The organism is Lysinibacillus sp. NPDC098008 (assembly GCF_044760715.1).
Classification (GTDB): domain Bacteria; phylum Bacillota; class Bacilli; order Bacillales_A; family Planococcaceae; genus Lysinibacillus.
The window spans coordinates 106,322-125,952 of record NZ_JBIWBA010000003.1; the positions used below are offsets into that span (position 1 = coordinate 106,322).

Genomic DNA, 19,631 nt, shown 5'->3' on the forward strand with positions numbered 1-19,631 from the left:
GTAGCCCATCATGTTCCTTATTTTTCATAGTAATCATTCAGTGCAACCTCTAAACGCTCTGCTAAATGCTGTGAAATATAGCGTAGCACAAATTGCTCCTTTTCCATTTCAATTTGGGAGGATTTAAACATCCTTGTCAAAAAGCCTGCTTTATGATTAAGCGCAAATTGCTGTAATGCCTCCGTTCGTAAAGTCGATACGATTTCATTTTCAATATGGCGCTCTCGAATTTTTTGCACAATATCCTTTACGCTATTTTCTTGCAGCTCAAAAATTTGCTGTTGAAGATGGTTATTTTCCTGCTGAAGTGCCAATGTTTCTTGCTGAATTGTATACGTAAAAAAATCCTGATTAATAGTTACCTGCAAAGCCTCCTGCTCATCATTTGGTACAAACTGAAAAAGCCCTGTTTGTATCATTTGATGCAAAACATTTCCAAGCACATCTACCTTATGAGAGAGCTCCTCTGCATCACTTGTTGTAGCAGTAATTTGATGCTTGAGTAGCTGACCATGATCATCAAGCCCAAGTAGATGTTTAATCCCCTTTACACGGTACTCATCCTTTAATAATAAAATCATGCGTAGTCTGACGATAGCTGGAAGATATAAACGAATATTACCATTTGCGTTAGGCGTGGTATTGTCAAAAATATATTGCTCAAATGGTTTTAAATAATAGCGTAGCATCGCATCTGTACTATCAAACCAGCTAGCAACCTCTGCAATCGTATAATGTTGGGCTTCATCAATAGTTGTTAAATAAGCATCCTGATAGAGAACTTCCTCTAAAGGCGTATGTTGTAGCACAGCAAATAACGGATCACCCTGCACAATTTTCAGTACCATCTCTTTTGCATCATTTACTTTCAGCATCCTTTCACACCCCACTTTATTTTTCACATAACGAAAATTACTCTTTATATAGGTTTCTATTCTACTAATAGCAATTGTATGCATATTTTTTGTAAGAAATAATTAAGATGATTCAAGTTGATAGACGGTTATCATATGATGTGTTTGCTGACGATTGGAAACTATTTCGTGCATTGTAGCTAAAAGAGCCGTATTGTTAATCAAAATTTGAATTTCTGTCTGCTTATATTGCTGTTGAAGGTCAATAATATAATCTCTAATAATTGATAGGTGAGAAGGATGTTTGATTTCTACTTCAACAAAAAATGGCAATGTTAAATGAGGAAGCCTGAGATTACCTCCACGCCGAATCCAAACTGCTTCTTGCTGATAATAACGGATAGGTAATTGACGGTTGCTAGCAATAAAAAGGTCCATAGGGGCTCCTCCTTTGAGTGTCTAAGGAAAGTGACGGATAGAATGGCAAAAGTGACGGATAGCACTTCGAGAATGACGGATAGAACAGCAGAAGTGGCGGATAGACTCCCATGAAATAAAATAAAGAGGGACCCTAGCAAATTGTAGGCTCCCACCTTATATAAATTAGTGAATATCACGCTTCTTAAAGTTACCACCACGAACCTCAGCAACATCTGAAATTACCACAAAAGCTCCATCGTCGATATCTTTAATAATAGAAACTAGCTTAGTTTCCTCCATACGGTTAATAACGCAGTATAAAATTTCAGTTGGTTCGTTAGAGAAGCCACCACGCCCATGTGTGTAGGTAATACCACGCCCTAAACGAGCTTGGATAGCATCACCAATTTCCTCTGACTTGGCACTGACCACACGGACTTCTTTCGATTTTTCTAAACCTGCCTGAATAATATCAATCACATTTTTCGCAATATAGTAGGTTAATGCTGAATATAAGGCACTTTCTAAGCCGAAAATAAAGCTTGCCCCTAAGAAAATAAAGGCATTAATAAATAATATAATATCACCGACTGAAAATGGTACTTTACGTGATAATAGAACAGCTAATACCTCAGTACCATCTAAAGCACCGCCATTACGTAAGACAATTCCAATACCAACACCAAGCAAGATACCGCCCGATAAAACAATGAGAAGGGGATCGCTTGGTCCTAAAATTGTTTCAACATCATGTAACAAAACTGTAGCAATAGATAGCGCAGCAATACCTATACTACTCATTAAAGCAAATGTTCTTCCTACTTGTTTATAGCCAATATAAACAAATGGAATATTTAAGATGAACAGTAGCACTCCTAATGGAATACCAAAAAGATGTGCTCCCATAATACTAATCCCTGTTACACCGCCATCAATAACGTTGTTTGGAATTAATACTGCCTCCAGTCCATAGCCAGCAATAGCTGCGCCAATAACAATCATAATAAATTTTCGTATAGTTTCTGATAACTTTCCTTTTTTCATAAATCTTCTCCATTTCTTTAGACAAAATCGACCTAAGGTTTTGGAATAATATTGATCGCAATTGTTTTTGTTTCAGCGTCCTTACTTGAGTCAGCCATATTATAGTATTTGGTTAATAAATCATTTAATTCACGATCAAAACTCATAAATTGATCTTTTGTTAATGTCAAATCAGCTAAGGAAAAAGTTGCTAAATCTGTCGTGCTTTCTTTTTCATCAAGGGAATGTAAATAATTTTGATATTGTGATAACAAAGCCAATTGATAGTAGGAAATATAATTTAATTTTTGCTTTGTTGTAAGCTGTGTCCAATCCTCCTTACTTAGTTTTGCTGCTCCTTCATTTAATGCATAAAATTTCTCTGTAACGGAACGTACCTTTCGTTCCTTCACAATTTTTATAATGTTTTCATCGACTAAAATTTGGATATGACGATATAAGGTAGCCTGTGGTACATCCTTAATAACAGAAATCATCTCCAACGTGCTTAAACCTTCTTCTTTATTGTGCATCAGAGCCTGTAAAATTTTCATTCTCACAGGATGCATTAATACCTCTGCTTTATTACGCATTAACCGATCCTCCTATCAAGAAAAATGAGATGGTATCAGGGGAAGCAATCGAATGTTATCAATATGAGAACATTATCAAAAAATATAATATATATTTTTTTTAAAGATGTACAGTAAAAAGGTAATGCAATTTTTATTATCTATTGTTGTTATTATTGATAATGAGAAGATCTTAAAAATAAATTACGTGATAGATTTGCAAAATTTGCTCAACTTGATTAGGAAGCATTCTTTCGCTCCTTCTAGCTTTTTTACTCGTGGGATTTTTATTTATCTGGACACCGATAGATAAAAGGGGATATTTTAATATGTAAGATGTAATAACCTTTATTTCTAAATATAGGGGATAAATGCATTGTGAAAATCTGGCTGGTAGCTTCGCCTTATTCGCAAAGGACATATCTTAAAATTGCTTTTCAGACACGTCCTTTGTTGTTTTAGCCTAACCTTTTTTATTAAAACCCAAGCTGCACAAGCCAACGATTCAACTGTTGCTCTCGTTTAGATAAATCATTATTTATAGGATTGTATTTTCCTAGAGTTGTTTCAGCAATAATTTCGCCATCGAGCATAAATAATACACGCTCGGTTTTTGCAGCAACTTTGGCATCATGGGTAGCAAGTAAAATCGTTGTGCCTTCTTGGTTAATCGTTGCTAAGACGTCCATTACCTCTGAAGTAGCGGCTGTATTTAAAGCCCCTGTTGGTTCATCGCCAAATAAAATGACTGGGTTGTTTATTAATGCACGGCAAATGGCAACCCTTTGTAATTGCCCACCAGATGCTTGAGTAATATCGTTCTTAGCTAATTGTGCAATACCTAGCTTTACCATTAGCTGTGTAGCGCGCATATTAATTTTTTGACGGCTTTCTTTTTTCGCTAAATAAGCAGATAAAATGATATTGTCGAATAAATTTAAATTTTTTAATAGATGGTGCTGTTGAAAAATAAAGCCCATTGCTTCAAGTCGTAATTGTGCTAATTGTGGCTCAGCCATCGTGCCAATAGTATGCTGTAGAAAGGTAATATGACCTGATGTTGCTTGATCCATGCCACTGACTGTATAAAGTAAAGTAGATTTACCACAGCCTGAGGGCCCCATAATCGCAACAAACTCTCCCTTTTGAAGGGTCAGCTGAATATTTTTCAATACGTGCTGCTCTGTATTGCCGAGAACATATATTTTGTGTAAATGCTGTACTTCTAAAATTGTCATCATTCGTTTCCTCCTAATGTTGTAATGGCAGATTGTCGTTGTAGCTTTGCCGTTGCTAATACAACAGTCCACGTAACGGCGCAAATAAATAATAATGGATAGAAGAAATACACCTGTAATGGCTGGCTTATTAATGTAATATGTGATGCACCAATAAGCATAGCGAGCCTGTTAATTAAATATTGCCCAAGAGTGTTAGATAAAATTGTTCCTATTATAATGGCGATAATTAAAAGCGTTATGGCACGTGTTATATATTGTGTGCGAATCGCTTGCTTCGAAAAGCCTAACCTTTGTAAAATGGCGATTTGCCTTGCATCCCTTGCAAGCAGCATATTGATAAACATCGCTGTAATACATACCGTAATAGATAAGGATATGATAATAGCCAGCAGGGTAATTTGCTTGAGCTGTGCAATATTTGAACCAAGTGTTTGTGCAATATAATGTGTCATATTTGTAATTTTAGCTGTTTTAAATAGCTCACGATATGTTTCTATTTTTTCTTGAGCCGCAACGCCATCTATAATATTTACGCTAATGACATACCAAAGAATAGGAGTAGCCGAGCTGATTGACAACTGTGCTTTTGCTGTTTTACCACCGTTGGTAATATCCTGATAAATACCTGAAACGGTTAATTGCTTCGGCACTTTTTCAACAATAACAGTTAATGAATCGCCTATATCCACGGCGAGTTCGCGTGCCTGTAAAACGGAGAGGGCAATCGAATCCTTTTGTGTCGGTGCAACCCCTTCCACATAACGTAAAGGAAATGCTGTAAAATCACCAATCTCCACCTGTATGCTGTCATATTGTCCATTTGCGACCTCTACCATAAACCTTGCTGTTGTAAATATTGTATATTTTTCCACCTCTACATCTTGTGCAAGGGTAGCTTGCATAGCTTCAAATTGCCTGCGAGTATTGTCGTTGTAGGGCAGGTCGATGCGTATATCACTTTTACTCGCGCCCATATACGTAATAAAGTCTGGTGATTTCACTGTTTGCAGTAAATTCAGTGGCACAAGCATCATAAAGCAGGCTATAATAAAAACTGCACCAATTAAGCGATATATTGGAAAGCGTGCTGCAATATCTTTTATGCCAAGTAATAGGTTGATAGATGGAAATTTACTGCTAGCAATTGCAATCGCTTTCTCTGTCGCAGCTCCTTGCCGAAAAGCTTCTACTACAGAAATACGTTCACAGCTTTTTAAAATGATGTAGCAATATAAAAGGGCGATTAAACAAATTATCGCGACACTGCTAAGCGACAATAAATAGTGAAGTGTGGTCATATGAAATTGCCCCAAATAGTGCGCCATATTTGCAGTAAAGTGCTGTATGATAAACAATGATAGCAGGTAACCACTAATGCCAGCCAGCAGAGTAATCGCAATATATTTTCCTAAATAAAGCAGGCGAATTTGCTTATTCGCAATGCCGATCCCCTTCATAACAGCAATTTCACGCACATCCTCCTCCAATGTTGTCATAACTGTTAAACGAATGCAGAGCATCGCAACAACCATTAAAAGAGCACTTAGAAAAAGCACAATTAACACATTTAGACCGTCTGTTAGCATATTCAGCATCTTAAAAAGTGGGTACGTAATCGTTGGTCCTTGCTGTGGCAAATCAGATGCCTGATATAATTGCTCTAGCTGCTGTATTTGTGCCTGCTCCGTCACTAGAAATTCAATTAAATATTCATGCTGTGCTATTGATTGTGCTAAAGAATGCCAATCCTCCTGATGAATCACAAAGCGCTTAGAGCTAACAATGGATGGATTCATTTGTACATCACGTGTAAAGCTTGAAATAGTAAATTCCTTGTCGACTTGCTCATTGGCAAACCAAATTTTATCGCCAAGCTGCAAATGATATTTTTCCATATAATAAATCGGTACGGCAATTTCTCCTTGTGCAACCTGTAGTGGTTGATTTGTTTCATCTAATAGCAAATCAAATAACTGGTTTTGAGTAACGAAGCTAATATCCATTACACTGCCATTCATTGCCTCACTTTGTGTTCGATTTTCAATAAAAAGCTGTGTTTGTTCAATTGTCAGCATATCAACGGTTTGCTGGGCTTCAATAAAAGGATGCTCCATAACAAATGTATCAATTTGCTGCTGATTAATGGGACCTGCATGCATTTGCACAAAGTGGGGTGCTTTTGCCTGCTGAAAAAATTGTTCTACAGATGTAAATAAATGAACAATCATTGTTGTCGCACTTGCCATTAAAAAAGAAGAAAGCAATATAAAGGCGATTAAAGTTAAAGTTAGGATGGGATTTCGTATAATATCTCGTTGTGCCATACGCAAAATCATAGCATTTCCTCACTTTCTTTCTGCTGCCACATTTTTTTTGCTAGAAGGGCTAGTAGCAATACGGCGCAGCTCATTAGTAATACCGACCAATACATAGCATGCTGTGTTGCTTCAAAGACGATGCCATATAAAATTTGGCCAAAGGGAGCAGTACACTGAGCGCTTGCTGTAATAATAGCCATTACTTTACCGAGATGTGCATTGGGTGTTTGCTTTTGCACAGCCGTGATTACGAAAATAGAGAGTATCGTAATCAGCATTGCAATCGCAATACTACAGCCTATAAAAATTAAAATGGATAAAATAAAGCTTTGCTGTAATAAGAAAGGTGTTACTGTAAGGGCAATCGGTATCGTCAATAATGCAATGACTAAAAGCCATTGATAGAGTCGATTCATGCGTAGATGCTTGGCAAATAACCCAATAGATAATGCACCGATAATTGTAGCAAAATCAATAATCCCCATTGCTATACCATAGAGCATATCGCTCACCTGCATTGCCATTCGCAAAATAATCGGGACAGCGACAATAAAGAAGGGTGTTAATAAAAAATTTAAGCTTGCTGCAAGGACAATGCACTTTACAATAAAGTTATGCTGACCAACGTATCGAAATCCTATTTGCAAATCTTTTAAAATGGGTGGTGGCTGTGTCTGCTTGGAAAAAGGAATTTTAATAAATATTTCCAAGATGGCAGAGCAAAAAAACAAAATGGCACTAACCATAACAAGTGTTTTGAAAGGTAGTATAGCGTATAGTACACCACCCAAAACAGGCGCAGCTACTTGTGATAATGCCTGTATTGCTTGAACAATACCATTTGCCTGCTCTAACTTATTGTCTGCGACAAGAAGTGGAATACTAGCGATAACAGCAGGCGAATACATAGCGCTAATCAATGCTAATAAAGTCATAACAATACCAATCACAACAATGGATGGCTGTTGCAGCAATAAAGATAAAAATAAGCAACAAATAATAACACCACTGGCTATATCAAATAGAACCATTAAATTACGCCGATTAAAGCGATCAGCCAGTGCTCCACCGATGGGTGATAAAAGAAGTGGAAGGCTGGATAGTGCGAGCAATCCAGCAAATATATCAGCTCTTCCAGTTATATCTAATACATAAAGTGATAAAGCAAAGCGCAATAAAGCAGCTCCTAAAATGGAAATGATCTGACCTAATACAACAAGTATAAAATCCTTTGAAAAAGCAGGTTTACGAATAGATGTCATAAGGTCCTCCTTCTATATTAGACCGACTGCCGGTCTATATTGTTGGAAAATAGAAAGCGAATCTAGATTGAATCGCTTTACATTAAGATGATTTTAATAAAATGTCTAGCATTTGTTGAAAGCTCCCTGCTTTTGCTCCTAAAGCACGCTCCATTAGCTGGACAAAAGCTGTTGCTCTTTGTAACATCTCCTCTGGCTCCCATTGAAAGAAGCCATCATCGAAAACAACCTGTGCAGAAACGAGTAAAAACTCGACTGTTTCCCTTGGGTAATCTGTATCAAAAATCTTTTCCTCAATGCCTTGCTGAATGACCTCTGTTAAAATGGGTGATAGCCGGTTAACAGCCTGCACTAAGCTTTTTTGATGCATTTCTGCGTTATCTGGCTGATGAAAATGCTCAATTAATTGCTCTTTTTGATCCCCTTGCTGTGGTGCTTGTGCTAGTAAAATCGCAAATAATTTCTCTATTGCTGACATAGTGGAATCACGGGCAATATGCTGCGCCTTTGCTACATCTGCTTGAATAATGCGCTCAATGATGGCATCTAGCACTTCCTCTTTCGATTTGAAGTAATGATAAAAAGTGCCTTTCGCAATGCCGATTGCCTGTAAAATATCATTGATGGTTGTTTTCATATAGCCCTTTGTAACAAAAAGTGTCTGAGCGGTATTTAATATTTCATTGCGCCGCTCCTCATGCTCTTTGACAACTCTCATGTTGAATGCCTCCTGATATGACCGACTGTCGGTCTATTCTTATTATATGCATAGCTTATTGAAAAATGCAAGATATATTGCTTATCTTTGCTGTTGCAAGCAATCGAGTAGATATAAACTTAATTCATTATTATAAGCTTTAAGCAAAGTTTTAAGCAATATAGAAGCTGCTAAATTGAAGCAATTAATTAGCAAGAGCATGTTAAAGCTTGTGTGAAATATTGGGATTGTATTAAAGCTGCTACCTTAGATAAAAAGAAAATCAAGCGACTCAACTCTCATGTAATGATTCGCGATTTAGCATGACACAAAGCTTAACCTTCATACCGTTCACAAAAGCTATTATTACCGTAAAGCCCTTTGCAAAAGCATTTGTGATGGATAAAAAATTTAATGAGGCAAAGAGTGCTACCCAACAGCTTCAGTAGGATTTAAGCAAATACTATACAGTACAACCATCATAAGAAAATCCCTTTAATGTTAAAAGCGATGGACTCGAACACTGTCCATCGCTTAATGCTGCTCTTTGATAGCACTATATTAAAAACATCGCTACTATTGTCGTTACAGCAAGCCCAATCACTACAGGAATTAAGTTACGTCTTGCTAGCTCAAATGGGCTGACATTACAAATAGCGGCTGCTGGAATTAATGCCCAAGGAATTAATGTTCCTCCACCAACAAAAATCGCTGTGATTTGCCCTAAAGCTGTTAACGTAGCCGTACCGCCACCAATAGCATTACCAAATAAGCTACCGACAGAGCCTGCAAGGGAAATACCAGAAAAGCCTGAGCCATCTAATCCAGTAATCGCGCCTACAACCGTTAATGTGACAACGGCTATTTCCTTTGTTAAAGGCACGACTGCGGCAAGCCCAACACCTAGGTCATTGACAATACCGTGCGAGGTAGCGGGTAAATGATCTCCGATAATTTGGATAAAGCCGACATCACCGAGGTAGAAGAAGGCGGCGATTGGGATTACAGGCCCAAACACTTTAAAGCCAAATTGAAAGCCCTGTATCAAATAGCTTGTCGTTTTTTCAAGCCCCTCTTTTTTATGTGCAGCAACACTTAGCAAAAGTAAAATAAAAACAGCAGTTCCACCAACTAATGCAGTAGCATCACCGCCCTGTAGCTGGAAGAGCGACATGGCAATCACATCTGCTATAAAAGCAATCGGAATAAGCACAGCAAAAAACCGCTTTTGCCCCATAGATAGTAAATGTGCAGTTGCTGCTTGTTCACGCTCCTTATCAGCCTCATCAGCAGTGTTTAGTGTTAGTGTTCCACGCTTCATATCGCGTCGCAATAAAATATAAGCAACAACAGTTGTCACAACGCCCATCGTTATAACAAGTGGAATACTAGCCGCTACAACATCCCCAACAGGAATACCCGCAGCATCAGCTGTTAGCTTTGGCGCTCCCTGTATGACAAAATCACTCGATAACGCAATACCATGCCCAAATAAATTCATCGCCATGGCAACGCCCAGTGCTGGCAAACCCGCACGAATCGCCACAGGCAAGAGTACAGCCCCTAGCAGCGCAACAGCGGGAGAGGGCCAGAAAAACCAAGAAATAACCATCATTAGTAGACCAATTGTCCAATAGGCGAGTGCAGGTGTTTTAATAATTTTTGTAAACGGTGCAACCATGATCTCATTAATGCCTGATGCCATCATCACTCGACTCATCGCAACAATAATGGAAATAATAAGAATCGTTGATAGCAGCTCTGTAATAGCATAAATAAAGCTATTAAACACACCACTAATGGAGGCAGTTAAATCGCCAGTTGCCACAATTGCTAGCATAAAGATGCCAAGTATACAAATAAGTGTAGTATCACGGCGTTTCACCATAAATCCAATAATAAGCACGATAAATATGACATAAATCCAATGGAGAGCGGTCAATTCAATCCCCATACAGTTCCCCCTCAATATTCGACCTGATGCTATAGAATATGAGAAGAAAAAAAGTTGGTGATGCATTTGAAAAATTTTGCTTTAAATAGAAAGGTAGGATGAATTGATAATTGAAATAATGAGGGTAATATCATGGCACTTAACCATAAATTCAACCAATTAGCTAGAAGCAAAAATTAACAAATAGAAAAAATGAATTATTTCTGAAAAATATTTAATAAAAAGGTTGCATTTTTATTTTTTTTTACTTAAAATCTAACTAACGTTAGTTAAATTATTGTTTGTTTAGCATATACTATATTTATTAGTGTTAAACGTTATTGGTAAAAACATATATAAAGGAGCAGTTTTATGGCATGGTTATTTCTTATTTTTGGAGGAATTCTAGAAGTAGGTTGGGTTTTAGGGTTGAAGTATTCAAATGGTTTCACAAATATAAAAGTCGTAATTCCAACGGTTGTATTACTGGTATTAAGTTTCTATGCTTTCTCTAAAGCGTTAAAGTTTCTTCCTATATCAACTGCCTATGCTGTTTTTACAGGTCTGGGTTCTTTTGGGACGGCCCTTGTCGGCATGGTATTTTTAGGGGATTCCGTTAGTCTTATAAAGATTGTATTCGTGTTAATGTTAATTAGCTGTATTATTGGGCTTAAATTTATATCCAATCAGTCTGAAACAGAGGATGGTGTATAGGATGAGCTGGTTATTTTTAGTGCTAGCAGGAATAATGGAAGTCGGTGGTGTAATATTTTTAAAATTATCTGAAGGCTTTACGAAAATAAAGCCAACTATTATGTTAATCATATTTATGGGGTTAAGCTTCATCGCTCTATCTATCTCGTTAAAGGAAATACCTGTAAGCATTGGTTATGGTATATGGACAGGAATCGGGGCAGCCGGAAGTGTGTTAATTGGCATGATGGTTTTCAAGGAGCCTAAGGATGCAAAAAAGCTAGTTCTTGTTGGTGGAATTATCATAAGTATTGTTGGGCTGAAATTGGTATCCTAATAGGAGGATATTATAATGAGGTGAGAAATGATGAGTAAGGGAGAAGCAACAAAGCAAGAAATATTGAAGCATGCTCTAATCCTATTCTCTACAAAAGGATATGAAGAAACATCTCTTAAAGAGATAGCAAACAGGGTAAATATTAAAGCACCATCTATTTATGCCTATTTCTCCAGTAAAGAAGAATTGTTTGAAAGTGTCACTAATAATGTTATGAGAGATTATCATCTTTTTATGCGTAACCAATTAAGTTCGTTAAACATGCCTTCTGTAGAGGAAAAATTATACACGCTTATGGAAAAATTAAATAAATATTTTTATGATCATGAGCTGGGCTTTTTTATTAAAAGATATGGAGTCGTGCCTCCTGAGAAATTTAAGGATTTTATGCTTCAAAAATATAATGAATCGGAATCAGAAATTAGAAAATTACTCTATAATATTTTAGAGAGTGAATCGGACAAATACGTTGAAACGGAAACTATTGTGACAGCTTTTCTTTGTATGTTAGATGGTACGCTCTTTTATATGGTGAATTTCTCTACAGAAGAATATGAAAGAAGATTAAAGATAAGCTGGGAAGTTTTTTTGCGGGGGATTGTTAAGTAACAAATAATTATTAGTATGAAAGAACCTTGCAAATGAATAGGAGGATTCTATTACCTTTAATAGATACACCTCCTATTTTAAGTGCTATTTATAAAATTATTGACTCTGTCAGTCTTAGTAGGTGTATGGATTAAACTGTACAATTTTTTGAAAAAAAGGAAGCATTTAGCGCTCTATATTAATATTTTAATAAAGCGGCAGACTTGAACACTGTAAGGATTCATTAACTTCTATTTAAAAATTTCAGAAAAAATAAAAAAATGTTGACTTCTATAAGGCGTTTTTCGTATTATGTATACATAAAACATGAAGAGTTTAACCATTCATATAAATTCAGATTTTTAATGTAGTATGGTAAAGACTTAGTAAAAGGGTGGATTGATATGAAAGAGGTTCAGTTAAAGCCAATAGCGAAGGAAAAAACAACCCAAGATAAAGTTTATAAGCAAATTAAGAAAGCTATATTATTTGGTGGAATTACAAGTGACGAAATTTTTACAGAAGTTCAATTAGCAGAAACACTGAATACTTCAAGAACACCAGTAAGAGCAGCTATTCAAGATTTGGTAAAAGAAGGTTTGCTTGTTGCGATTCCAAGAAAGGGAATGACCGTAAAAAAAATTACTAAAGAGGAACAGGATGAAATCTTTTTAGTAAGAAGTGCTATTGAAGTGGAAGCAGTGAAAAAACTTATTGAAAGAATTACATCGACTGAGCAGCTGAAATCATTGAAAATAATTTTAAAACAACAAGAGGAAGCATTGGAAAATGATGATGCGATTAGATTTATTGAGCTAGATCATGAGTTCCATCTCTCTCTTACCAAATTGGCTAAATTCACGATTATTGAACAAATTTTAACGAATCTTCATAATCTTACTCAGCTTATTGGATTGAGAGCAGTTAGGAAGCCAGGGAGAATGAGAAGTGTTTTAATTGAACACCAGCAGATTGTACAAGCTATAGAAGAAAAAAATCCTGAATTAGCTTCAAAAATGATTTTAAACCATTTAGAAAATACAAAAGAAACATTAGTAGTTATTGATAATTCCTGATAGCTAGAATGTTTTGAAGGGAGGTGTTAAGGAAGTTTACCACTATCTTTAGTAAAGGGTGTACTTCAATCTATTATAAGGCGGGTCTTATGCAAGAGGCTTTCATCTTGATACTATTTAACGGATGCTTCAATTTCGATTTAGCTATAGGTTAAGAAAAACATATTGTGGCATTTGTAAATTAATTTGCTTGAATGAAAGCGCTTGCTTATGAGTATTTGTTGCAATACAAGTTTTTGGGGAAATCAATGTATACACAACACAGTACACAGAGTTCTGAAAAGGGAGTTAATGATTCGTTGAAAGACTGTTTCTTTTAAAAACATCTATTTATTCGATACATGGGGAGGAAGTAAGTATGGTTAGAACAAGTCAAGAGTATTTAGAGGCATTGAAAGATGATAGAGTGATCTACATAAACGGAGAAAGAGTTAAAGATGTAGCAACACACCCTGCTTTTAAAGGAATTACAAATACGATTGCTGGTTTATACGATTTAGCATTAGATGAATCGCAAAATATGACTTATACAACAGAGGATGGCACGCTCGCAAACAAAATTTATATGATTCCAAAGAGTCGTGAAGAGCTAAAGGAACGAAGATTAGCAATTTCTAAATGGTCTCAAGCAACTTGCGGATTTGTTGGCAGAAGCCCTGATCATGTTGCTAGCTTTTTAGCCTCATTTGCTAGTTCACCTGAGGTATTTGAACGTGGGGGAGAAGGTTTTGGAGAAAATGTTGTGAATTTCTACAAGCATGTGCGTGATAAAGATTTATATGTAACATATGTTATCATTCCACCGCAAATTGACCGAAGTAAAGCAGCCCATGAATTGGAAGATAAATTTCTACCAGTGGGTGTTTATGAAGAAAAAGAGGACGGTATTGTTGTAAGAGGCTCTCAAATGCTTGGCACAGCATCAGCAGTATCTGATTATTTATTTGTAAGTTGTCTTACTCCACTACGTCCTGGGGATGAAGACTATGCATTGTCCTTTGTATTACCGATTCATGCAAAAGGGTTAAAATTTTATGCAAGACCTAGTTATGCTGACAAATCACCAAGCACATTTGATTATCCATTATCTTCTCGTTTTGATGAAAGCGATTCATTAGTTGTTTTTGATGATGTATTTATTCCATGGTCAGATATTTTTGTTTACAAAAATATTGATATTGTGAGAGCACAGTTCCATGAAACGCCAGCACACGTATTAGGTAATAATCAAGCCCAAATAAGATTTAGTAATAAATTGAAATTCTTAATTGGTGCAGCACGCAAAGTGACAGCAATGAACGGAATAGATAAGATTCCTTCTGTTCAAGAAAAGCTAGGTGAACTTGCATCTATTGCAGCTTCTGTAGAAGGTAACCTGTTAGCATCCGAATATAATTGTATCATTGATAAAAATGGTGTAGCACGACCAGACCCGCGTTTCCTTTATGGTGTAGTTGGTCAGCAGGATATTATTTATGCTTCAGTTATTAGAATTTTAAGAGAGCTATGTGGGGGAGGCGTTTTACAATTACCTTCTTCCTACAAAGAACTGATCAATCCTGAAACGAAGGATGATATCTATCAATATATACGTTCTACAGGCGTAGGTGCTGAGGAGAAAATTAAATTATTTAAGTTAGTATGGGATATCATTGGATCAGAATTTAGTGGGAGACATCAACAGTACGAAATGTTCTATAATGGTGCACCATTCGTTACGAAAGGCTATTCATTTAGAAATTATGGATATGAAGAACCAGTGAAAATGGTTGAAGCTTTTTTAGAAAGTTATTCTCTTCCTACACAAGTGGAGGAGCTCGTTTAGGAAATATAGATAAAAGGATGTTGAAAAAATGAAGATTGCATCAATACAATTAGAGATTAAAGATAATGAATCTAAAAACGCTCGTATAGATCGTGTGGAAGCAATGATTGATAAATTAAAGGGTCAAGATTTAATTGTTCTACCTGAAACATGGGCAACTGGGTACTTTGCATTTGATCGATATGTTGATGAATCGGAAGAAATTAATGGAGATTTTGTACAGCGATTCTCTTCAAAGGCAAAAGAAATTCGTTCTTATCTATTTGCAGGCAGCTTTATAGAAAGAAATAATGGAAAATTCTATAACACTAGTGTTTTATTTTCTCCAGAGGGTGCACTTATTGGAACCTATAGAAAAATTCATCTATTCCGTTATGGTTCACAGGAGGGGCAAATTTTAACGAGAGGCAATGAAACAACTGTAGTAGATACAGACTTTGGGAAGGTAGGATTATCAACTTGCTATGATTTACGTTTCCCTGAATTGTACCGTGCAGAAGTAGATTTAGGAGCAGAGCTACTTCTTGTTACATCTGCTTGGCCACATGCCAGATTAGAGCATTGGAAAATATTTAATACAGCGCGAGCATTAGAAAACCAATGTTTCTTAATTTCAAGTAACTGTGTTGGTCAGACGCATGGTGTTCATTTAGGTGGTCATAGTCAAGTGGTTGATCCTTGGGGAATTGTAATGGCAAGTGGAGGCGATGAAGAAACGATTGTAAAAACAGAAATTGATCCATCTCAAATCGCTTCTATTCGTGATGCTTTCCCAAATTTAAAGCATCGAGTTTTAGATAAACAGGAGGAATTAATTTAATGGATATTCATGTTTCTGGAGAACGTATAAGTGTAACTCCAAAACGTCTACTGATTGCTGGTTACACAGGGAAGGATCAGGCATCTGTAAAAAAACATATTGATGAATTAAGAGAGATTGGCGTCCCAGCTCCTCCACAAGTTCCAATGATTTATGATATTTCAACAAATCTTCTTACGACAGATCAATCTATTTCAGTTGTTCAAGAAAGTAGTAGTGGAGAAGCAGAAGTAATTATTATGAGTGTTAAGGGAAAATGGTATGTAGGGCTTGGAAGTGACCATACGGATCGTGAGCTTGAAAAAGTGTCTATTCAAAAATCCAAACAAGTTTGCAGCAAGCCTATCTCTACACAGTTTTGGTCTTTAGATGATATTGAAAATCATTGGGATGACATTGAAATGAGAAGCTGGATGATTGTTGATGGTGATAAGAAAGAGTATCAAGCAGGAACACTTGGAGAATTCCTCCAGCCTAAAGATTTACTTAAAATTATAAAAGAGCGTGGATACTACAGTGAGGATATGGTTGTATTTTGTGGAACGCTTCCTATTATAACTGGTGAATTTATTTACGGTGATGGTTTTTCAGCAGAATTATATGACCGTTTAACGGACAGCAAAATCCAATTAGATTATAAGGTTCATATTCTGACAGATGCGGAGGTTGTATAATATGAGGAAATCAGAAATAGAAGTTACGATTAAGCCTGAACACGAGTTTATTGATTATAAAACGTTTGAAGCAACTCCGTCAAAAACAGTGGAAGGCTCAGCACAACGTATTATTGCTCAAATCCCAGGTACGGAAGTAGCCACTCGTATTCTTGAACTGGGGGCAGGAACAGATACATCTCCAGATGGTGTACAAATCCATGACTTCTGGGAAGAACTATACATTATAGAAGGATCATTAATTGATCTACGTCTAAACGAGGAATTTACGGCGGGAATGGTTGCATGTCGCCCTCCGGGTATGGAGCATGGTCCATGGAAATCACCAAATGGCTGCAAAATTTTCGAAGTTCGTTATTATGCAGACCAAGAAAAAGAAGAACATGAATTTGTGGATTATAAAACGTTTGAAGCAACTCCGTCAAAAACAGTGGAAGGCTCAGCACAACGTATTATTGCTCAAATTCCAGGTACGGAAGTAGCCACTCGTATTCTTGAACTGGGGGCAGGAACAGATACATCTCCAGATGGTGTACAAATTCATGACTTCTGGGAAGAACTATACATTATAGAAGGCTCACTTATTGACCTACGTCTAAACGAGGAATTTACGGCGGGAATGGTTGCGTGTCGCCCTCCGGGTATGGAGCATGGTCCATGGAAATCACCAAATGGCTGTAAAATTTTTGAGGTTCGATATTACACTAATAACGAATAAGTGGTTAAATTATATAGAAGCTAATTAGATGGGGTGAAGAATCTCATCTAAAATGCCTCTGCTATTAATACGTATGTGAAATTCGACAAAATTTCACAATTTTTCTCACTATTTAATGTATACACAGTACAGTATACATAATTGGTGTAAAATTTGTTCCTTTAATAATCAAATAGCTTGTAGAGAAGGTGAAGCATAGTGGAAATTTTACATTTAACACATCCAATGAATGAGCCATTAGACATTCAAGAACCACATGTGATGGCTTTAGGTTTTTTCGATGGTGTTCATTTAGGTCACCAGTTTTTATTACAGCAAGCAAAGAAAATTGCCAACAAAAAAAATTTAAAATTAACTGTTATGACCTTTGATCCTCATCCTAGTGAGATTATCAAATGTGAAGCAGATAGAAAATATTTAACCCCGTTGGCTTCTAAACTTGAAGAAATGTCTAAACATGGTGTAGATAAAGTTTTTGTAATGAATTTTACATTGCCATTCGCTTCACTTCCTGCAAGCGAATTTATTAATCAATATATAATAAATCTTCGTGCAACCCATATTGTTGTGGGCTTTGATTTCACCTTTGGTTATAAAGCCCAAGGCAATGTAGACTATTTACGACAGGTCAGTATGTACAATCCCTTTGAAGTTACAGTAATTTCAAAAAGGGTCACGAATGATAATAAAATAAGTTCAACCTTAATTAGAGAGCTAATAAGTGAAGGCGATGTCCATTTAGTCCCGTACTACTTAGGGAAACATTATGAAATGAATGGGTTGATAAATTTCCCGATGAATTTGTATACACAACAGAAGTTAAATAATATTAAGTTTCAAATTCAGGGGAAGTACATTTTGCCGAAAAGAGGTCTCTATAAAGTGGAAATTACAAATGGGGATAGAACTATTCAAGGTTTCTTTAAGCATAATAGCTCTCACGACAATCACTTTGAGCTGAGCAGTAATAAGCTGGAAAGGTTGAAGCAAGGAAATCAAACAGAAATTACTGTTAAATTTTTTAACAAAGTAGCCTATATGGATACTATACCTATTTGGAATTAAAGTTTATTTACAAATCTGTATTTAAAAATCAAATAGTTGGGGGAATGTGATGAATGAGAAAAGAACAATCAACTGCAAGTTCCCGAAAAGTATTATTCGCTAGTTTAGTGGGCAGTACGATTGAATTTTATGATTTCTTTCTTTATGGTACCGTGGCAGCGCTTGTTTTCAATAAACTGTTTTTCCCAAGCCATGATCCATATGTAAGTCTGTTACTTGCTTACGCTTCCTTTGGTGTTACGTTTTTTATTCGCCCTCTTGGTGGTCTTATTTTTAGCCATATGGGCGATAAATTTGGAAGAAAAAATACCCTTGTTATCTCACTTTTATTAATGGGGATTTCAACAGTATGTATAGGCTTGTTGCCAACGTATAGTACAATCGGAATTTTAGCGCCCATTCTACTTGTATTCTTACGACTCCTACAAGGGGTTGCTGTTGGTGGAGAATGGGGAGGAGCTGTTCTTCTAGCAGTTGAAAATGCACCGAAAGAAAAACGAGGGTTTTATGGAAGTTTCCCAGCGATGGGGATCCCTCTGGGTATGCTACTTGGAACAACAGCTATTTCAATAATGACTTTACTTCCAGAAGGGCAATTTCTTTCATGGGGATGGAGAATTCCTTTTTTACTAAGTGCAGTTTTGGTGATTACTGGTTTATGGATACGCCGTGGCATTGAAGAAACCTCAGCATTTAGTGAAGAAAAACAAAAAGGAAATGTTGTAAAAATCCCTCTTTTTGAAACACTACGTTATCATTGGAAAGCTGTGTTAATTTCATTAGGAGCAAAATGTGTTGAAGTAGGTCCATTCTATCTATTCACAACATTTTTTATCTCCTACGCTACAGATAGCATAGGTTTCACAAGAACTACAGCATTAAACATTATTACTGTTGCAACTATTGTAACGACATTATGTATTCCAATAATGGGGAAATTATCGGATGTATTGGGCCGTAAACGTGTATTCATGATGGGAGCAGCCGGCATTGCTCTCTTCTCGTTCCCTTATTATTATTTATTGTCAACAGCCTCAACATTTTGGGCTTATGCCGTTTCCATTATTGGTTTAGGCATTCTATGGTCTTCCATTGCAAGTATAATTGGCACAATGTTTACAGAAATGTTCAGTACAAATGTTGGCTACACGGGAATAACACTTGGCTATCAAGCAGGATCGGCATTGTTTGGAGGAACTGCTCCTATGATCGCTACTGTCTTACTAAGTGCTTATAATAACTCTTGGGTTCCACTCGCTATTTTTATTGCGATCCTTTCTGTGGCCTCATTTATCTCTGTAACATTTTTACGCAAAGCGCCAGTGATGGAAGAGGGCCTAGTAGATCAATCATTACCTCAGAAAGAGCTAGTTATTAAATAGCTAGGTTGAAAAGGTAGTTGATATAATTTCTGAATATTCAGTTATTTATATCCAAGGTTCCTAAATCAATAGGAAGACACGATAAAATTATTTATAGCTCATTTTAAATCTATAATAAAACACTTTTAATTTT

General features: G+C 36.4%; 19 protein-coding genes. 10 read left to right on the forward strand and 9 right to left on the reverse strand.

Annotated elements, in window-relative coordinates; translation table 11 throughout:
- Positions 1 to 17: 17 nt before the first annotated feature.
- The 9 genes from ACIQVU_RS05260 to ACIQVU_RS05300 form a co-directional block, all read right to left on the reverse strand.
- Entirely contained in the window at positions 18 to 875 is an 858-nt protein-coding gene (locus ACIQVU_RS05260) for a hypothetical protein (protein ID WP_340805100.1), read from the reverse strand.
- Between the two features lie 102 nt (positions 876 to 977).
- On the reverse strand, positions 978 to 1,292 hold the full coding sequence (locus tag ACIQVU_RS05265) for a hypothetical protein (RefSeq protein WP_340805101.1): 315 nt from the start codon (positions 1,290 to 1,292) through the stop codon (positions 978 to 980).
- Between the two features lie 165 nt (positions 1,293 to 1,457).
- On the reverse strand, positions 1,458 to 2,318 hold the full coding sequence (locus tag ACIQVU_RS05270; RefSeq protein WP_340805102.1) for a YitT family protein: 861 nt from the start codon (positions 2,316 to 2,318) through the stop codon (positions 1,458 to 1,460).
- 32 nt (positions 2,319 to 2,350) lie between these two features.
- Positions 2,351 to 2,890: a transcriptional regulator gene (locus ACIQVU_RS05275; RefSeq protein WP_340805103.1), complete on the reverse strand. Its 540-nt coding sequence runs from the start codon at positions 2,888 to 2,890 to the stop codon at positions 2,351 to 2,353.
- Positions 2,891 to 3,345: 455 nt separating this feature from the next.
- A complete protein-coding gene (locus ACIQVU_RS05280; RefSeq protein WP_340805105.1) occupies positions 3,346 to 4,110 on the reverse strand; it encodes an ABC transporter ATP-binding protein in 765 nt (254 codons plus the stop codon).
- The gene (locus ACIQVU_RS05285) at positions 4,107 to 6,446 is read right to left on the reverse strand and encodes an ABC transporter permease (RefSeq protein ID WP_402894255.1); all 2,340 of its coding nucleotides are present in this window, start codon (positions 6,444 to 6,446) and stop codon (positions 4,107 to 4,109) included. The genes ACIQVU_RS05280 and ACIQVU_RS05285 overlap by 4 nt, the downstream gene beginning before the upstream one ends.
- A complete protein-coding gene (locus ACIQVU_RS05290; RefSeq protein WP_340805108.1) occupies positions 6,443 to 7,690 on the reverse strand; it encodes an MFS transporter in 1,248 nt (415 codons plus the stop codon). Before ACIQVU_RS05290 ends, ACIQVU_RS05285 begins: the two co-directional genes overlap by 4 nt.
- Before the next feature lie 82 nt (positions 7,691 to 7,772).
- A complete protein-coding gene (locus ACIQVU_RS05295; RefSeq protein WP_340805110.1) occupies positions 7,773 to 8,408 on the reverse strand; it encodes a TetR/AcrR family transcriptional regulator in 636 nt (211 codons plus the stop codon).
- 535 nt (positions 8,409 to 8,943) lie between these two features.
- A complete protein-coding gene (locus ACIQVU_RS05300) occupies positions 8,944 to 10,341 on the reverse strand; it encodes a hypothetical protein (protein WP_340805112.1) in 1,398 nt (465 codons plus the stop codon).
- Positions 10,342 to 10,692: 351 nt separating this feature from the next.
- Between ACIQVU_RS05300 and ACIQVU_RS05305 the strand changes: the two genes are divergently transcribed.
- The 10 genes from ACIQVU_RS05305 to ACIQVU_RS05350 all read left to right on the forward strand — a co-directional run bounded on the left by ACIQVU_RS05305 (position 10,693) and on the right by ACIQVU_RS05350 (position 19,498).
- Positions 10,693 to 11,034, forward strand: a complete 342-nt coding sequence (locus tag ACIQVU_RS05305) for a DMT family transporter (protein WP_340805113.1) — start codon at positions 10,693 to 10,695, stop codon at positions 11,032 to 11,034.
- 1 nt (position 11,035) lies between these two features.
- Positions 11,036 to 11,350 (forward strand): DMT family transporter, encoded by a 315-nt coding sequence (locus ACIQVU_RS05310; RefSeq protein ID WP_340805116.1) that lies wholly within the window; start codon positions 11,036 to 11,038, stop codon positions 11,348 to 11,350.
- A gap of 30 nt (positions 11,351 to 11,380) precedes the next feature.
- Entirely contained in the window at positions 11,381 to 11,959 is a 579-nt protein-coding gene (locus ACIQVU_RS05315) for a TetR/AcrR family transcriptional regulator (protein ID WP_402894260.1), read from the forward strand.
- A 383-nt stretch (positions 11,960 to 12,342) separates the two neighbouring features.
- Complete coding sequence (locus ACIQVU_RS05320) at positions 12,343 to 13,014, forward strand: GntR family transcriptional regulator (RefSeq protein WP_340805119.1); 672 nt, start codon at positions 12,343 to 12,345, stop codon at positions 13,012 to 13,014.
- A 358-nt stretch (positions 13,015 to 13,372) separates the two neighbouring features.
- A complete protein-coding gene (locus ACIQVU_RS05325; protein ID WP_402894263.1) occupies positions 13,373 to 14,839 on the forward strand; it encodes a 4-hydroxyphenylacetate 3-hydroxylase family protein in 1,467 nt (488 codons plus the stop codon).
- A 28-nt stretch (positions 14,840 to 14,867) separates the two neighbouring features.
- Positions 14,868 to 15,659, forward strand: coding sequence for a carbon-nitrogen family hydrolase (locus ACIQVU_RS05330; protein WP_340805121.1), 792 nt, complete (start codon positions 14,868 to 14,870; stop codon positions 15,657 to 15,659).
- Positions 15,659 to 16,333, forward strand: coding sequence for a DUF2848 family protein (locus ACIQVU_RS05335; protein ID WP_340805122.1), 675 nt, complete (start codon positions 15,659 to 15,661; stop codon positions 16,331 to 16,333). The genes ACIQVU_RS05330 and ACIQVU_RS05335 overlap by 1 nt, the downstream gene beginning before the upstream one ends.
- 1 nt (position 16,334) lies before the next feature.
- A complete protein-coding gene (locus ACIQVU_RS05340) occupies positions 16,335 to 17,051 on the forward strand; it encodes a cupin domain-containing protein (RefSeq protein ID WP_340805123.1) in 717 nt (238 codons plus the stop codon).
- 198 nt (positions 17,052 to 17,249) lie between these two features.
- Complete coding sequence (locus ACIQVU_RS05345; RefSeq protein WP_402894267.1) at positions 17,250 to 18,116, forward strand: adenylyltransferase/cytidyltransferase family protein; 867 nt, start codon at positions 17,250 to 17,252, stop codon at positions 18,114 to 18,116.
- Between the two features lie 53 nt (positions 18,117 to 18,169).
- A complete protein-coding gene (locus ACIQVU_RS05350) occupies positions 18,170 to 19,498 on the forward strand; it encodes an MFS transporter (protein WP_340805125.1) in 1,329 nt (442 codons plus the stop codon).
- Positions 19,499 to 19,631 lie beyond the last annotated feature (133 nt).

Bases quoted from the DNA above. Each gene is read 5' to 3' on its own strand.
- ACIQVU_RS05260 (WP_340805100.1), bottom strand. From the start codon at position 875: ATGCTGAAAGTAAATGATGCAAAAGAGATGGTACTGAAAATTGTGCAG.
- ACIQVU_RS05265 (WP_340805101.1), bottom strand. From the start codon at position 1,292: ATGGACCTTTTTATTGCTAGCAACCGTCAATTACCTATCCGTTATTAT.
- ACIQVU_RS05270 (WP_340805102.1), bottom strand. From the start codon at position 2,318: ATGAAAAAAGGAAAGTTATCAGAAACTATACGAAAATTTATTATGATT.
- ACIQVU_RS05275 (WP_340805103.1), bottom strand. From the start codon at position 2,890: ATGCGTAATAAAGCAGAGGTATTAATGCATCCTGTGAGAATGAAAATT.
- ACIQVU_RS05280 (WP_340805105.1), bottom strand. From the start codon at position 4,110: ATGATGACAATTTTAGAAGTACAGCATTTACACAAAATATATGTTCTC.
- ACIQVU_RS05285 (WP_402894255.1), bottom strand. From the start codon at position 6,446: ATGATTTTGCGTATGGCACAACGAGATATTATACGAAATCCCATCCTA.
- ACIQVU_RS05290 (WP_340805108.1), bottom strand. From the start codon at position 7,690: ATGACATCTATTCGTAAACCTGCTTTTTCAAAGGATTTTATACTTGTT.
- ACIQVU_RS05295 (WP_340805110.1), bottom strand. From the start codon at position 8,408: ATGAGAGTTGTCAAAGAGCATGAGGAGCGGCGCAATGAAATATTAAAT.
- ACIQVU_RS05300 (WP_340805112.1), bottom strand. From the start codon at position 10,341: ATGGGGATTGAATTGACCGCTCTCCATTGGATTTATGTCATATTTATC.
- ACIQVU_RS05305 (WP_340805113.1), top strand. From the start codon at position 10,693: ATGGCATGGTTATTTCTTATTTTTGGAGGAATTCTAGAAGTAGGTTGG.
- ACIQVU_RS05310 (WP_340805116.1), top strand. From the start codon at position 11,036: ATGAGCTGGTTATTTTTAGTGCTAGCAGGAATAATGGAAGTCGGTGGT.
- ACIQVU_RS05315 (WP_402894260.1), top strand. From the start codon at position 11,381: ATGAGTAAGGGAGAAGCAACAAAGCAAGAAATATTGAAGCATGCTCTA.
- ACIQVU_RS05320 (WP_340805119.1), top strand. From the start codon at position 12,343: ATGAAAGAGGTTCAGTTAAAGCCAATAGCGAAGGAAAAAACAACCCAA.
- ACIQVU_RS05325 (WP_402894263.1), top strand. From the start codon at position 13,373: ATGGTTAGAACAAGTCAAGAGTATTTAGAGGCATTGAAAGATGATAGA.
- ACIQVU_RS05330 (WP_340805121.1), top strand. From the start codon at position 14,868: ATGAAGATTGCATCAATACAATTAGAGATTAAAGATAATGAATCTAAA.
- ACIQVU_RS05335 (WP_340805122.1), top strand. From the start codon at position 15,659: ATGGATATTCATGTTTCTGGAGAACGTATAAGTGTAACTCCAAAACGT.
- ACIQVU_RS05340 (WP_340805123.1), top strand. From the start codon at position 16,335: ATGAGGAAATCAGAAATAGAAGTTACGATTAAGCCTGAACACGAGTTT.
- ACIQVU_RS05350 (WP_340805125.1), top strand. From the start codon at position 18,170: ATGAGAAAAGAACAATCAACTGCAAGTTCCCGAAAAGTATTATTCGCT.